The organism is Kibdelosporangium phytohabitans, assembly GCF_001302585.1.
Taxonomy (GTDB): Bacteria; Actinomycetota; Actinomycetes; order Mycobacteriales; family Pseudonocardiaceae; genus Kibdelosporangium; species Kibdelosporangium phytohabitans.
This window is the reverse complement of sequence record NZ_CP012752.1, coordinates 2,565,220-2,578,217: the sequence shown is the minus strand read 5'-3', so window position 1 is coordinate 2,578,217 and position 12,998 is coordinate 2,565,220. Positions and strand designations below refer to the sequence as shown.

Here is a 12,998-nt window from a genome sequence, read left to right as displayed (position 1 = left end):
CTGTTGGTCCGGCGTGGAATCGACTGACACCGCCGGTGGGTGATCAGTCCGGGAGGTGACATGCGAAGACAGAAACCATTGGCACCAAGGAAAATCCTTTCGTCAACGGAATCACGGGACGGTGTCCGAGCCACCAAGGGGGTGTCCCACGTTGTTGATCATGGTCACTCAGGTGGTGGACGATCTGTCTCAGCGGTTGGTGCCGGACGAATTGTGTGCGTTGGCAAGGTCGTTGATTCCAGGGTTTGACGCGCGTCCGCAGGGTGGCGGGACGGCGCCGGTGGATGACCGTGCCGTGTTACCGCAATCATGTTTGTGCTGACCAGTGGCTGTGCCTGGCGGTTTGCCACCGTCGTTCGGGGTCATCGTGCCCACGGTGCACCGCCGGTTCTCCGAGTGGACCAAAGCTGTTTTGTGGTGGCGTTGCACCGTGCGGGGTTGGACGAGTTGCGCAGCCAAAGCATGATCGACTGGTCGGGGTCGGGCCTGGACGGAGCATCCGTCCGGGCCAAAGTGACCCATGACCGGACCGAACCCGGTCCACCGCGGCAAGACCGGACCGAGGATCCACGTGCCAACCGACCGCGCCGGATTCCTTGTCTGTAGCCGTGTCCGCCGCCAACACCAACGACTCCTACACCCTTAAACCCCTGGTGATGACGATCCCCACGGTGAGGTCCCGGCGCGGAACCCGCCGCCGCAAACCGGCCAAGTTTCACGGCGACAAGGCCTACGACCACATCGACCTCCGGCGTTGGGCACGCGATCAGGGCATCGCCGTGCGCATCACCCGCAAAGGGATCGAGTCCAGCACCAAGCTCGGCAAACACCGCTGGGTGATCGAACGAACCATCGCCTGGCTGTTCGGCTACCACCGGTTCAAAATCCGCTACGCCAACCACTTCTGCGTCCTCCTCACACTCACCTGTTACAAGAAACTCCGAAAGCAACCACATGGGACTCGGGCCCACTCGGCGGCGGCAGGCCGCATCCGAGTGCGAGCACCACCCGCTGGCCCATCGCCTCAACGGGCTGAGCGGACCGGACAGCGCGCGCTGTTGCGTGAACTGACGCTGACCGAAGTCACACCGGACTCAGCCACGACCAACCGGACGAGCCCAGCACTGGCATGGCGTTCACCGCCATTGAGCTATGCAACCGGTCCACCACCATGGCGTGGTGGGCGTACCACTCCCAGCAGGGTGTGACGGGCGTGGTCGGTCAGCGGCGGTGCCGTGGGTGGTGGGCGCGGCAAGCCGCGTAGGCGTGCAAGCGGTACCGGCCCCTGGCGATGGGTTCGACCCGGTGCCCGTCGGCGAACCTGATCAGCAGCCGCGGGGTCGCGTCCACCTCGATGCCCGGAACCGCAGCCGCTGCCCGCACGCTGAACGCTGGGCAGGGCGCAGGCCGAGACGCCGCACTATCCGCGCCTGATCAATGCTGAGCCGGTAGGAGGACCGGTCGGCCACGGCCCGCACGGCGGCGTGCCCGTCAACGGCTTGCAGCGGCCTGGCAGGTTGCCCCCGCTCACGGATGCGCTCTTCCAACACCTGCGGGTGAAACCGCTCAACGCCGAAACTGGGCCATGTGTGATCACGGTCAGGCGGGATGAAGCTCCCAAGGGCAATTCGGGCCCCTCAGCCAACCGAAAAGGCCTCGTTACGACTGGCCAAGCGGGCGTTGACCGTCAGTCGCGGACCCCACCACCGGCGGGATGCGAACCCAGCCTGGCCTTCTACGGTGGCAGGCGGAGTTTGAAGACGAGCAAGATGCCGAGCAGCGCCGTCGCCCAGAAGGTGTGCGTCGGGGTGAGGGGCCAGCTGTGTCCGGTGGGCAGGAAGGGGATGGTCATCGTACGGTCACCAGGTCCTTCAGTTTGGTGTAGCGGGTTTCGCCGATTCCTTCTATCTGGCGGAGTTGTTCCACCGCCGTGAAGTGGCCGTGCTCGGTGCGCCAGTCGATGACGCGCTGGGCCGTCACCGCGCCCACTCCCGGCAGGCCGTCGAGCTGGGCGACGGTCGCGGTGTTGAGGTCCACTTTGGCTGGTTTGGCTTGGGGGACAGTCACTGCCTCCGGTGGCGGTGGGATGCCGACGTAGATCTGTTCACCATCCGACAGGCGGCGGGCCATGTTCAGGGCCAAGGCGTCCGGGCCGGAGGCTCCGCCTGCCGCGTCGACGGCATCGGCGACACGGGCGCCTTCGGATAACGTGACGAGGCCTGGTTTCGGCACTCGACCGACGACGCTCACCACGATCCGCCCCGTCACGGGACGGGCGCTGCTGCTGGTCGCCGCAGCGGGCAACGGCGGTGGAGTTTCCTTCTCCGGTTGCGCCGCAAGGATTCCGACGGTCGCGCATACCGCGACGACAACTACCGCCGCGGCGACGACCGGTAGCCGGAGGTTGCCCAGACGCGCCTTGACCAGTGTGCGTGGGGCCTGGGGCTCCGGTGGCGTCTCGTCTATCCAGTCTGGCGCGGGCTGCGCGGGGACAGTGTTGTCACGGGCCTCGGCCAGCTGGCGCAGACGGGCTCGGGTGTCGAACTCGGTTGTGTGTTTGCGTCCCGATACGTTGAACATGCCTTCGACGCTAGGCCGCTTCGGGGGTGGGCGCCCTGGTCGTGTTTCCGCCGCTGTGGACAACTCTTCGCTGTGGACAAGTGCGGTCCGGCGGTGGCTTTTCCGGCGGGAATGTCGGTGGTTTGTGGTAGGCGCTCAGTCCGGCAGGACCACGACGCCGAGCACGCCGGGACCAGTGTGCGCGCCGATGACCGCGCCCAGCTCGGACACGACACACCCGGACGAGCGCGGCAGGCGTTCCTCCAGCCGCGTGGCCAGCTCAGCGGCCCGCTCCGGAGCGGCAAGGTGGTGCACGGCAATGGAAACAGGGCCGCTGCCCGCCGAATCGACGGCCAGGTCCACGAGCCTCGCGAGCGCGCGGCCGGTCGTGCGGACCTTCTCCAGCGGCATGATCCGCCCGTCAGCCACGTGCAGCACCGGCTTGACCGCCAACGCTGTGCCGACCAGGGCCGCTGCCGCACCGATACGGCCACCTCGCCGCAGGTACTCCAGCGTCTCGACCATGAAGTACGTCTTGGTGCGGGCGGCAGTGGTCACCGCCTCGGCTTCGACATCGAGCGCCTTGGCTCCGTCAACCGCCGCGGCAGCCGCGCGCAACGCCGCGAAGCCCAGCCCCATGCCGGTGGTCCGGGCGTCCACGACCCGGACCTTGTCGGCACCGACCTCCTCGGCTGCCAGCCGTGCCGAGTCCCACGTCCCCGACAGGTGCCGGGACAGATGCACCGACACGACAGCCGAGGCACCCGCCTCCAGTTCCTCGCGGTAGGCCGTCGCGAACTCGTGCGGGGAGGGCCGCGAGGTCGTGACCACCAAGCGCTGTGAGAGCGCGGCGGCCAGCTGGGTCGGGCCGATGTCGATGCCGTCCAGGCCGGTCCGGTCGTCCATCACGACGTGCAGGGGCACCACGCGCACCGAGTGGCGGGCGGCGAAGCCCTCCGGCAGGTGCGCTGTGGAGTCGGTGACGACGACAACAGCCATGATCGACGAGCCTACGTGGATTCCGGGACGGCGGAGGCGACCGACTCGGCCAAAGCCCGGCCCACTGCCTTGTGCGCGTCCCACCCCCAGTGGATCCCGTCCACGTTGCCGTGCCCGCCCATCACGTGGTCGCCGGTCAGAGCGGCCAGGTCGAGCAACGGGACACCGGCTGACGCGCCCCACCGGGAAATGGCCGTCACGCCAGGCGTCCGGCCCGTGTGCACGCCCCGGTACGCGGGCGAACGGTGCACGGGCGGCAGGACACCGACCGCGGGCAAAGTCGGCCGCAACGCCCGGATCGAGGTCAGGATCAGGTCCAGGTAGCGGACGGTCAACGCGGGCGGCAACGCGACCGGACGCCCCCGCATGGCCTGGGAAAGCCACGGCTGAGCAGCCAGATACCGGGCACGAGCCCAGCGGCGCAGGCCGTCAGGGCGCACGTACCGCAGGCCCTGCCGCAAGTACGTCGGCAGCGGTGAGGGCAGCGTGTCCATGCTCCCGACGCCGAGAACAAGCACGTCCGCCTTGGGCAACAGGGTCCACACGTGGGGATCGCCGACGAGCGACCAGTACGCGTCACGGGCCGTCCAGCCGAACCCGGCGACCAGGTCCGTCGTCCCGCCCAGCTCGGCTGCCGCGACGTTCGGCCACAGCCGGGGATCGTCGGCGGGCATCGGGCCGTCGGGCCCGTGGAAGCTCAGCGAGTCGCCGAAGAACAGCAGACTCGTCATCCGGTGATACCGGCGTTGTACGCGATCAGCCGCCAGGCCAGACCGGTGCTCTCCCGCCTGGCCAGCACCGTCCAGTGGCAGTTGCCGATGCCGCCGAGCAGCGGCCAGTTCTGCACCGGCAGGCCCAGCAGCTTGCCGGTCAACGCCGTGATCAGGCCACCGTGCGTGCCGAGGACGACGGTCTCCTCGCCGCCCTCGTCGAGGTCCGTCACGACCTCGACGGCACGCGCGGCGACCTCGACCCGTGACTCGCCGCCCGGTGGCGCCCAGGTCGCGTCGTTCTGCCAGTGGGCACGCGCTCCGGGCGCGAACGCGTCGACCTCGGCACCGGTCATGCCCTGCCAGTCGCCGAGGTTCGTCTCACGCAAACGCTTGTCTATCCGCAGCGGGACCCCGGTCGCGTTCACGAACACCGTCGCGGTGTCCGTGGCTCGCCGCAGGTCGGACGCCACAACCAGGTCCGGGGAGAAACGGGCCAGCGCGGGCACGGCGAAGCGCGCCTGGTTCCAGCCGACCTCGGTCAGCGCGGAGTCCAGGTGCCCCTGCATCCGGCTGGACGCGTTGTAGTCCGTCTCCCCGTGCCGCCACAGCACGAGGCGGCGAAGCGTCACGTCGTCTCCTGCCCCGGGCCGTCGGGCTCGAACTCGATCCGCGGGCAGTCCTTCCAGAGCCGCTCGAGCGAGTAGAACGAGCGCTCCTCGGTGTGCTGGACGTGCACGACCACGTCGACGAAGTCGAGCAGCACCCAGCGGCCCTCACGGGCGCCTTCGCGGCGGACCGGTTTGGTGCCCGCCTCGCGCATCTTCTCCTCGACGTTGTCGACGATCGCGCCGACCTGTCGCTCGTTCGGTGCTGAGGCGATCACGAAGCAGTCGGTGATCACGAGTTGGTTGGACACGTCGAGAACGACGATGTCACTGGCCAGCTTGTCGGCAGCCGCGTTGGCCGCCACCAGCGCCAGCTTTCGTGCGTCGGGCGTAGCAGCCACATCTCTCCTTGTCCGGCCGTCAACGATGAGTACAGAGGGTACCCGGCGGCGCGGATCGGGGCGCGGACTATTCCGGGCGGCAGCCGATGGTGCGCTCGGCGTACAGGTTCCGCTTCTGGATGTACTGCACGACGCCGTCGGGAACCAGGTACCAGACGGGTTCGCCGAGCGCGACGCGGTCGCGGCACGCGGTCGACGAGATCGCCATCGCGGGCACCTCGACCAGGCTGACCGAGCCGTCCGGCAGGTGGTGGTCGTCGAGCGTGTACCCGGGCCTGGTCACGCCGATGAAATGGGCGAGGCCGAACAGCTTCTCCGCGTCCCGCCACCCCAGGATCTGGGCGAGCGCGTCCGCGCCGGTGATGAAGAACAGCTCCGCGTCCGGCCGCGCGGCCCGCAGGTCCTGCAAGGTGTCGACGGTGTATGTCGGCCCGCCGCGGTCGATGTCGACGCGGCTGACCGAGAAGCGCGGGTTGGACGCGGTCGCGACGACCGTCATCAGGTACCGGTCCTCGGCCGGGCTGACCTCGCGGTCGCCCTTCTGCCACGGCTCGCCGGTCGGGACGAAGATCACCTCGTCCAGGTTGAACCGGGCCTGGACCTCACTGGCCGCGACGAGGTGGCCGTGGTGCACGGGGTCAAAGGTGCCGCCCATGATCCCGATGCGACAGTTCGCCGACATAGGTCGGGAGCGTACGCGGCAGCACCACCCGTTGTGCGGCCATCACCTGCCGTTTTGCCCAATTGGGTGCCCATTTCACCTGATCATCGAGGCAGGATGGGCGGTTATGAGGAGTTGGACACCCATGCACGGGCAGCCCTACCAGCCGACGCCGTACCAGCCGCCGAGGATGCCGCAGCAGGCGTCGCTGGCGGCCTCCGCCGATCTGCGGGAACGCATGGACCAGCGGCGCACTGTCCGCGCGTTCTCCGACGACCCCGTACCCGAGCAGGTCGTGCTCGACGCGATCGCCGTCGCCGCGACCGCGCCGTCCGGCGCGCACCAGCAGCCGTGGACGTACGTGCTGGTGACCAACCCGGAGACCAGGGCCGCGATCCGCGCGGCGGCCGAGGAAGAGGAGCAGCGGTCCTACGCGGGCCGGTTGGGCGAGGAGTGGCTGTCCGCGTTGCAGCCGTTGGGCACCGACGAGCACAAGCCGCACCTCACCGACGCGCCGTACCTGATCGTGGTGTTCCAGCAGCGTTTCTACCTCGACGACACCGGCGAGAGCCACAAGCACTACTACGTCGACGAGTCGGTCGGGATCTCGGTCGGCATGTTGCTGACCGCGCTGCACCTGTCCGGGTTGTGCGCGCTCATCCACACGCCGAGCCCGATGAAATTTCTGTCCGAGGTGCTGGGCAGGCCGCGTAACGAGAAGGCGTTCGCGGTGATCCCGGTCGGCTACCCGGCCGAGGACGCGATGGTGCCCGACCTGGTGCGCAAGTCACTCGACCAGGTGATCGTCCGGGCGTGAGACGCCCGGACGACCACTTGGCCCGCACTGCTAATCGGCCGGGGCGACCAGGTCTCCGCTTGCCGCGCTGAGCACCCTGATCGCCTCGACCGGGCAGGACTCGGCCGCGTCGACCACGGCCTCGTCCTGGTCGACGACGTCGGCCGTCGCGTGGGACCCGTCGCCTTCCAGCTCGAAGTGGTCCGGCGCGATGCCGACGCACATCCCCGACGAGATGCACAGGTGCCGGTCGACTTCAAGCCGCCACTGTGTGTCGCTCACTCACGCACCTCCGCCCAGGTGACCGGCAGCTCTTGCAGGCCACGTACCAGGCGGCCATGTTTCCACGGCACATCCCGGGCGTCCACGGCCAGCGAAAGGCCGGGGAACCGCCTGACCAACGTCCCGAGTGCCACCTGGAGTTCCAGCCTGGCCAACTGGGCGCCGATGCAGTGGTGCACGCCGTGCCCGAAGGTCAGGTGCGGGTTGACCGGCCGGCCGAGCCGCAGTTCGTCGGGGTCGTCGAAGAGGCGCTTGTCCCTGTTGGCGGCGGTGACGTCGGCGAAGACGCCTTCACCCGCGCGGACGGTGACGCCGCCGAGTTCGACGTCCTCCTTGGCGATCCGGACGAACCCCGCGGACGCGCCGAGCGGGGTGTGCCGCAGCAGCTCCTCGACCGCGGGGTTGACCATGCCGGGATCCGCCCGCAGCTTGGCCAGTTCGGCGGGGTGGGCGAGCAGGCTGTAGACGAAGTTGCCGATCTGGTTGGCGGTCGTCTCGTGTCCGGCGACGAGCAACCCGGCAGCGAGCCGGACGATCTCCTCGGGGGCGAGCCTGTCGTCGTTGTCGCGGGCCTGCATCATCGCGGTGAGCAGGTCGTCCTTGGGCTCGGTGCGGCGCTGGTCCAGCAGCCCGGCCATGTAGTCGTTGAGGGCCTGCTGCGCGTGTTCGATCTGTTCGGTGGTGTAGGCGGTGATCGCCAGCGCCACGTCGGTCCAGGCGCGGAACTTCGTGCGGTCCTCGTAGGGGACGCCGAGCATCTCGCAGATCACCGTGATCGGCAGCGGCCACGACAGGCATGCCATCAGGTCGGCCGGGGTGCCCTTGGCGATCATGCCGTCGAGCAGCGCGTCGACGATCTGCTGGACACGTGGCCGGAGCGTCTCGACGCGTTTGGCGGTGAACGCCTTCGCGGCCAGCTTGCGCAGTCTGGTGTGGTCGGGCGGGTCCATGTCGAGGATGCCGCGGTCGCCCCTGATCTGCGCGGACGTCCGGGGGACGTCCTTGCCGAACGCCTCGGCCCGGCTGAACCGCAGGTCGCCGAGGACGACCCGGACGTCCTCGTAGCGCCGGGCGAGCCAGGCCTCGCCACCGTACGGCAGCCGGATCCGGACCAGCGGTTCGTCGTCCCCGAGCCCGGCCTGCTCGCTCGCGATGTCGAGCGCGACGTAGTCGTCGGTGCCGGTACCGCCGAACGGAAAGTCGATCGAGTGTTCTGTGGTGGTCATCGACCTGCCCCTTCACGGTTGTAAGCGCCTGCTTACAACTTCGAAGGTACCGCCGCTGTCACCAACGGTCAACGCACGGTCGCACTACGCGTCCGTTTCGGACGGTACATCCCGCACCTGTTCCAGCAACATCCGGACAGCGGGCAACACGCACGCCATCACGTCGTCGCTGTCGGCGCCGGCCAGCGGCTCGGAGCCGGCCACCGACCGCACGACGTCGATCCCGACGATCCAGGCAAGCACGAGGTGCGCGCGCAGATCGGCGTCCGGCTGGCCGGTCAGCGCGGACAACGCGCGGATGTAATCCTGGCCGAGTTGCTCGTGGATCTCCTTGGCCACCGCGTCCTCACCGCTGGACCGCAGCATGATCTGCACCGCGTGGTCACCCTGGTGCTCCTTGTCGAGCATGCCGCGCAGGATCCGGGCGACGAGCAGGTCCGGCGGGTCCTGCGCCAGCTGGTCACGCCCCGATCGGGCGACAACCGCCGCGAACAGCGCCTCCTTGCTGCCGAAGTACCGGAACAGCAGTGCCTGGTTGACGCCCGCCTGCCGGGCGATGTCGCGTACGGTAGTCCGGTCGTAGCCCCGTTCGGCGAACAAATCCCTTGCGGCATCGAGCAAAGCCTCTTTGCTCGCGGCCGAGTCGCGTTTGCGTGGTTCGGTCACTGCCGCTCCTCAAAACCGTACGAACGGTCCATTGGTACGAACTCGTGGGGAGTATCTAAGGTGCTACCGCGGCCAATACGGTAGAGGTGGAAGCGTGAACGAACTACGCGAAGACGCCGAGCGTCATCTCAGGGCGCTCGCGGGCGACGGGGCCAGACTGCGGGACGACCAGTGGACCGCGATCGAGGCACTGGTCGCCCAGCACCGGCGCGCGCTCGTCGTCCAGCGTACGGGGTGGGGAAAATCGGCTGTCTACTTCGTCGCGACGGCGTTGCTGCGGGCACGCGGCGCCGGGCCGACGGTGATCGTCTCGCCGCTGCTGGCCTTGATGCGCAACCAGGTCGAGGCCGCCGCGCGGGCGGGTGTGCACGCGGCCACCATCAACTCCGCCAACTCCGACCAGTGGCGGGAAGTCCAGGACTCGGTCAACGCCGGCGACGTCGACGTGCTGCTGGTCAGCCCGGAGCGGTTGAACAACCCGGATTTCCGGGACAACGTGTTGCCGTCGCTGACGGCGTCGGCGGGCATGCTCGTCGTGGACGAGGCACACTGCATTTCGGACTGGGGCCACGACTTCCGGCCGGACTACCGGCGGCTGCGCACGTTGCTGACCGAACTGCCGCAGGGCGTGCCGGTGCTCGCCACCACCGCGACGGCCAACGACCGGGTGGTGCGGGACGTCGCGCAGCAACTCGGACTTGGACCGTCCGCATTGGACACGCTGGTGCTGCGTGGCGCGCTCGACCGGGAAAGCCTGCGGCTGGCGGTGGTGCGGCTGCCGGACGCGGCGACCCGGCTGGCGTGGCTGGCCGAGCAACTGCCGCACCTGCCCGGCTCGGGCATCATCTACACGCTGACCGTCGCGGCGGCCGAGGAAGTGGCGTCCTTCCTGCGTGAACGCGGGTTCGAGGCCCGGTCGTACTCGGGCAAGACCGAGCAGGCCGAGCGGTTGCGGGCCGAGGAGGACCTGCTGGCCAACCGGGTCAAGGCGCTGGTGGCGACGTCCGCGCTCGGGATGGGTTTCGACAAGCCGGATCTCGGGTTCGTGGTGCACCTCGGCGCGCCGCAGTCGCCGATCGCGTACTACCAGCAGATCGGCCGCGCCGGTCGTGGTGTGGACAAGGCCGAGGTGCTGTTGCTGCCCGGCGCGGAGGACAGGGACATCTGGGCGTACTTCGCCTCGCTGGCCTTCCCGCCGGAGCAGGTGGTGCGGCAGGTGCTCGACGCGCTGGCGCACGCGGAAGGCCCGATGTCGTTGCCCGCCTTGGAACCGCGCGTGGACCTGTCGCGCTCGCGGCTCGAGGTCGTGCTGAAGGTGCTCGATGTGGACGGTGCCGTGCGGCGGGAACGCGGCGGCTGGGTGTTGCTGGACAGCGACTGGAAGTACGACTCCGACCGGTACGCGCACGTGGCCGAGGCGCGGGTGGCCGAGCAGCAGGCGATGCTCGACTACCAGGCGACCACGGGCTGCCGGATGGAGTTCCTGCTGCGGCAACTGGACGATCCACACGCCACCCCGTGCGGCCGGTGCGACAACTGCACTGGCAAGGTCTGGGACACAACGGTTTCCACGCGAGGCGCGACTCAGGCCCGTGACAGGTTGCGCCGTCCGGGTGTCGAGGTGATGCCGCGACGCCAGTGGCCGCCGGGCATGGCAGCGCTCGGCGTGCCGTTGTCGGGCAAGATCCCCAAGGAACAGCAGTCCCTGCCCGGCCGTGCGCTCGGTCGGCTGACCGACATCGGGTGGGGCAACCGGCTGCGGTCGATGCTGGGGGCGACGGCGCCCGACGAGCCCGTGGCGGACGACGTGTTCGACGCGTGCGTGAAGGTGCTGTCGACCTGGAAGTGGGACACGCGGCCGGTCGCGGTCGCCACGATCTCCTCGGCCAGCCGGCCGAAGCTCATCCGCAGCCTGGGTGAGCGGCTGGCCGGGATCGGGCGGCTGGAGTTCGTCGGTGAAGTGGAGATCACCGGCGGCGCGGACCGGCGCGGCAACAGCGCCCAGCGGCTGGCCGGTCTGTGGAACGCCATGCGGATCCCGGAATCGCTCGCCGAGGCGGTGCGGACCGCCGGCGGCCCGGTCCTGCTCGTGGACGACCGGATCGACACAGGCTGGACGATGGCCGTCGCCGCGAAGCTGCTGGCCGACGCGGGCGCCTCGGGGGTGTTGCCGTTCGCTTTGGCGACGACGACCTGAGCTCAGGGCAGGGCGACGAGACGTTTCGCTTCGGCGAGCACCTGGGCATCGATGTCTTCGACAGTCATGGCCGTGCAGTCGGCGTAGTCGTAGACGTCGTCAAGCTCGACAAGCGGTTGGGCGAGGTCGATGCCGTCGTGGCCGAACACCTGATGAACCCAGCAGGTCAGCTCGTGCGGGGGCATGACTCCCGCCAGCACACGCGAAGCCATCGCCTTGAGAGCCCGTTCCTGGCCTTCGGGAGATTCCTTCGGGAAGTAGGGCAGCCCGAGTTCGGTCATGACAGATTCGAGCAACACAGTGACCTCATAGCTGTCCACGCGGACATCGCGCGCCGACACCGCGGCGAGCATGCGCAGCGCGGGGCCGTCCACTCCGGCCACCAGCAGGTCGCAGGCGGCGTAGACGATTTCGGCCGCGTTCGCCTGACCGACGTGCCATAACGCAACGGTGTCACGCATGGCGACCAGGGCTGATTCGGCGCTCACCCGCACATCGTGACCTGAAGGACAAGCAGAAGCCACCGGTTTACCGGCAGATGGTCGCGGAGCGTGAAAACGGTTGGAGATCTACTAATCATGCGTTTCGTGTGGTTAGGTCCATCGCATGTCGGAGCAGGTGGCAGAGCCGGTCGGGCACAGGTTGCCGGTTCGCAAGCTGGTCGCGGCGTCGATCGGCAACGCGATCGAGTGGTACGACTGGACGGTCTACGCGACGTTCAGCACGTACATCGCGAGCGCGCTGTTCGCGCCAGGCAGCGCGGCGTTGATGGCGACGTTCGCCACGTACGCGCTGGCCTTCTTCTTCCGGCCGCTCGGCGGGTTCCTGCTGGGCAGGTTCGCGGACGTGCGTGGCCGCAAACCGGCGATGATCCTGACCATCGTGCTGATGGCGGGCGGGTCGCTGGCGATCGGTGTGCTGCCGACGTTCGCGGCGGTCGGCTGGCTGGCGCCGATCCTGTTGCTGCTGGCCAGGATCGCGCAGGGTGTCTCGCTGGGCGGCGAGGTGTCGAACGCCTCGGCGTACCTCGGTGAGATCGCGCCGGCGGCGCGGCGCGGGCGGTACTCGGCCTTCTTCTACATCTCGACCGGGACAGCCGTGCTGATCGCGTCGCTGCTCGGATACTTCCTGGTCCGCGTTCTCGGCAAGGCCGACATGGCCGGCTACGGCTGGCGGATCCCGTTCATCGTCGGCGGTGTGCTCGGCATCGTCGGGCTGTGGCTGCGCCGGACCATCGACGAGACCGAACACTTCGAGAAGAGCAAGCACAAGGCGCGGAAAGTCGAGAAACCGTTGCTGCGGACGCTGAAGCACCACCCCGGAGCGGTGGGCCAGCTGATCGGCTACTCGATGCTGTCCACGCTCTGCTACTACACGTTCTTCAGCACGCTGACGCCGTTCGCGATCAACACGAAGAAGGCGTCAGCGGACGACGTGTTCCTGGCGCTGTCCATCGGCACGGCGTTGTTCATCGCGTTGCAGTACCCCATGGGTGTGCTGTCGGACCGCTACGGCCGCAAACCGCAGCTGCTCGTCTGGTCGGCGGCGACGGCCGTGCTCATCGTCCCACTGTCCACATTGATCACGCCGGGTCTCGGCAACCTGATCGTGGTGTTCTGTGTGGGGTTGAGCCTGTACACGGCGATGACGTCGATCGCCCCGGCGATCATGAGCGAGATGTTCCCGACCGAGCTGCGAGCGTTGGGAATCGGCGCCTGGTACAACGTCACGGTCGCGGTCTTCGGCGGTACGGCCCCGTTGGTGAACACCGCTCTGTCGGACGCGGGCATGTCGTACGTGTTCTTCTGGTACGTCGCCGCGGGCGCCGCCATCGCGTTCTTCGTCATCCGCACGCTGCCTGAAACCAAGGGCATGGAACTGAAGTAGGCGCTG

General features: G+C 68.6%; 14 protein-coding genes and 1 pseudogene. 4 read left to right on the top strand and 11 right to left on the bottom strand.

Features of this window, described 5'->3' with window-relative positions:
• Positions 1–172: 172 nt before the first annotated feature.
• Positions 173–947: pseudogene (locus AOZ06_RS53735) on the top strand (IS5 family transposase); the annotation flags it as partial.
• Positions 948–1,221: 274 nt separating this feature from the next.
• On the opposite strand, the gene AOZ06_RS56130 reads toward AOZ06_RS53735, so the two are convergent.
• The 7 genes from AOZ06_RS56130 to nadD all read right to left on the bottom strand — a co-directional run bounded on the left by AOZ06_RS56130 (position 1,222) and on the right by nadD (position 5,959).
• Positions 1,222–1,383 (bottom strand): hypothetical protein, encoded by a 162-nt coding sequence (locus AOZ06_RS56130; protein ID WP_157232976.1) that lies wholly within the window; start codon positions 1,381–1,383, stop codon positions 1,222–1,224.
• Between the two features lie 465 nt (positions 1,384–1,848).
• Positions 1,849–2,580, bottom strand: coding sequence for a ComEA family DNA-binding protein (locus AOZ06_RS11760; RefSeq protein WP_083471636.1), 732 nt, complete (start codon positions 2,578–2,580; stop codon positions 1,849–1,851).
• A 135-nt stretch (positions 2,581–2,715) separates the two neighbouring features.
• Positions 2,716–3,558, bottom strand: a complete 843-nt coding sequence (locus AOZ06_RS11755) for a DegV family protein (RefSeq protein ID WP_054289468.1) — start codon at positions 3,556–3,558, stop codon at positions 2,716–2,718.
• An 11-nt stretch (positions 3,559–3,569) separates the two neighbouring features.
• On the bottom strand, positions 3,570–4,289 hold the full coding sequence (octT, locus tag AOZ06_RS11750; RefSeq protein WP_054289467.1) for a diglucosylglycerate octanoyltransferase: 720 nt from the start codon (positions 4,287–4,289) through the stop codon (positions 3,570–3,572).
• Entirely contained in the window at positions 4,286–4,900 is a 615-nt protein-coding gene (locus AOZ06_RS11745; protein WP_054289466.1) for a histidine phosphatase family protein, read from the bottom strand. Before AOZ06_RS11745 ends, octT begins: the two co-directional genes overlap by 4 nt.
• Positions 4,897–5,277 (bottom strand): ribosome silencing factor, encoded by a 381-nt coding sequence (rsfS, locus tag AOZ06_RS11740; RefSeq protein WP_054289465.1) that lies wholly within the window; start codon positions 5,275–5,277, stop codon positions 4,897–4,899. Before rsfS ends, AOZ06_RS11745 begins: the two co-directional genes overlap by 4 nt.
• A gap of 67 nt (positions 5,278–5,344) precedes the next feature.
• A complete protein-coding gene (gene nadD, locus AOZ06_RS11735) occupies positions 5,345–5,959 on the bottom strand; it encodes a nicotinate-nucleotide adenylyltransferase (protein ID WP_054289464.1) in 615 nt (204 codons plus the stop codon).
• Between the two features lie 124 nt (positions 5,960–6,083).
• Between nadD and AOZ06_RS11730 the strand changes: the two genes are divergently transcribed.
• On the top strand, positions 6,084–6,755 hold the full coding sequence (locus AOZ06_RS11730) for a nitroreductase family protein (protein ID WP_225954844.1): 672 nt from the start codon (positions 6,084–6,086) through the stop codon (positions 6,753–6,755).
• A 30-nt stretch (positions 6,756–6,785) separates the two neighbouring features.
• Here the strand turns inward: AOZ06_RS11730 and AOZ06_RS11725 are convergent, their stop codons facing one another.
• The 3 genes from AOZ06_RS11725 to AOZ06_RS11715 all read right to left on the bottom strand — a co-directional run bounded on the left by AOZ06_RS11725 (position 6,786) and on the right by AOZ06_RS11715 (position 8,908).
• Complete coding sequence (locus tag AOZ06_RS11725) at positions 6,786–7,016, bottom strand: ferredoxin (RefSeq protein ID WP_054289462.1); 231 nt, start codon at positions 7,014–7,016, stop codon at positions 6,786–6,788.
• Positions 7,013–8,242 (bottom strand): cytochrome P450, encoded by a 1,230-nt coding sequence (locus AOZ06_RS11720; protein WP_054289461.1) that lies wholly within the window; start codon positions 8,240–8,242, stop codon positions 7,013–7,015. The genes AOZ06_RS11725 and AOZ06_RS11720 overlap by 4 nt, the downstream gene beginning before the upstream one ends.
• Positions 8,243–8,326: 84 nt before the next feature.
• Positions 8,327–8,908 (bottom strand): TetR/AcrR family transcriptional regulator, encoded by a 582-nt coding sequence (locus AOZ06_RS11715; protein ID WP_054289460.1) that lies wholly within the window; start codon positions 8,906–8,908, stop codon positions 8,327–8,329.
• A gap of 94 nt (positions 8,909–9,002) precedes the next feature.
• Here AOZ06_RS11715 and AOZ06_RS11710 point away from each other — a divergent pair, with 94 nt between their 5' ends.
• Positions 9,003–11,105 (top strand): RecQ family ATP-dependent DNA helicase, encoded by a 2,103-nt coding sequence (locus tag AOZ06_RS11710; RefSeq protein WP_054289459.1) that lies wholly within the window; start codon positions 9,003–9,005, stop codon positions 11,103–11,105.
• Between the two features lie 2 nt (positions 11,106–11,107).
• On the opposite strand, the gene AOZ06_RS11705 is transcribed toward AOZ06_RS11710, so the two are convergent.
• The gene (locus AOZ06_RS11705; RefSeq protein WP_083471635.1) at positions 11,108–11,593 is read right to left on the bottom strand and encodes a hypothetical protein; all 486 of its coding nucleotides are present in this window, start codon (positions 11,591–11,593) and stop codon (positions 11,108–11,110) included.
• A 118-nt stretch (positions 11,594–11,711) separates the two neighbouring features.
• Between AOZ06_RS11705 and AOZ06_RS11700 the strand changes: the two genes are divergently transcribed.
• Entirely contained in the window at positions 11,712–12,992 is a 1,281-nt protein-coding gene (locus tag AOZ06_RS11700; RefSeq protein ID WP_054289458.1) for an MFS transporter, read from the top strand.
• The last annotated feature ends 6 nt before the right edge of the window (positions 12,993–12,998 follow it).

Excerpts from the sequence above, each read along its gene's own strand:
- AOZ06_RS11755 (WP_054289468.1), bottom strand. The coding sequence starts at position 3,558 with ATGGCTGTTGTCGTCGTCACCGACTCCACAGCGCACCTGCCGGAGGGC.
- AOZ06_RS11720 (WP_054289461.1), bottom strand. The coding sequence starts at position 8,242 with ATGACCACCACAGAACACTCGATCGACTTTCCGTTCGGCGGTACCGGC.
- AOZ06_RS11730 (WP_225954844.1), top strand. The coding sequence starts at position 6,084 with ATGCACGGGCAGCCCTACCAGCCGACGCCGTACCAGCCGCCGAGGATG.
- nadD (WP_054289464.1), bottom strand. The coding sequence starts at position 5,959 with ATGTCGGCGAACTGTCGCATCGGGATCATGGGCGGCACCTTTGACCCC.
- AOZ06_RS11700 (WP_054289458.1), top strand. The coding sequence starts at position 11,712 with ATGTCGGAGCAGGTGGCAGAGCCGGTCGGGCACAGGTTGCCGGTTCGC.
- octT (WP_054289467.1), bottom strand. The coding sequence starts at position 4,289 with ATGACGAGTCTGCTGTTCTTCGGCGACTCGCTGAGCTTCCACGGGCCC.
- AOZ06_RS11760 (WP_083471636.1), bottom strand. The coding sequence starts at position 2,580 with ATGTTCAACGTATCGGGACGCAAACACACAACCGAGTTCGACACCCGA.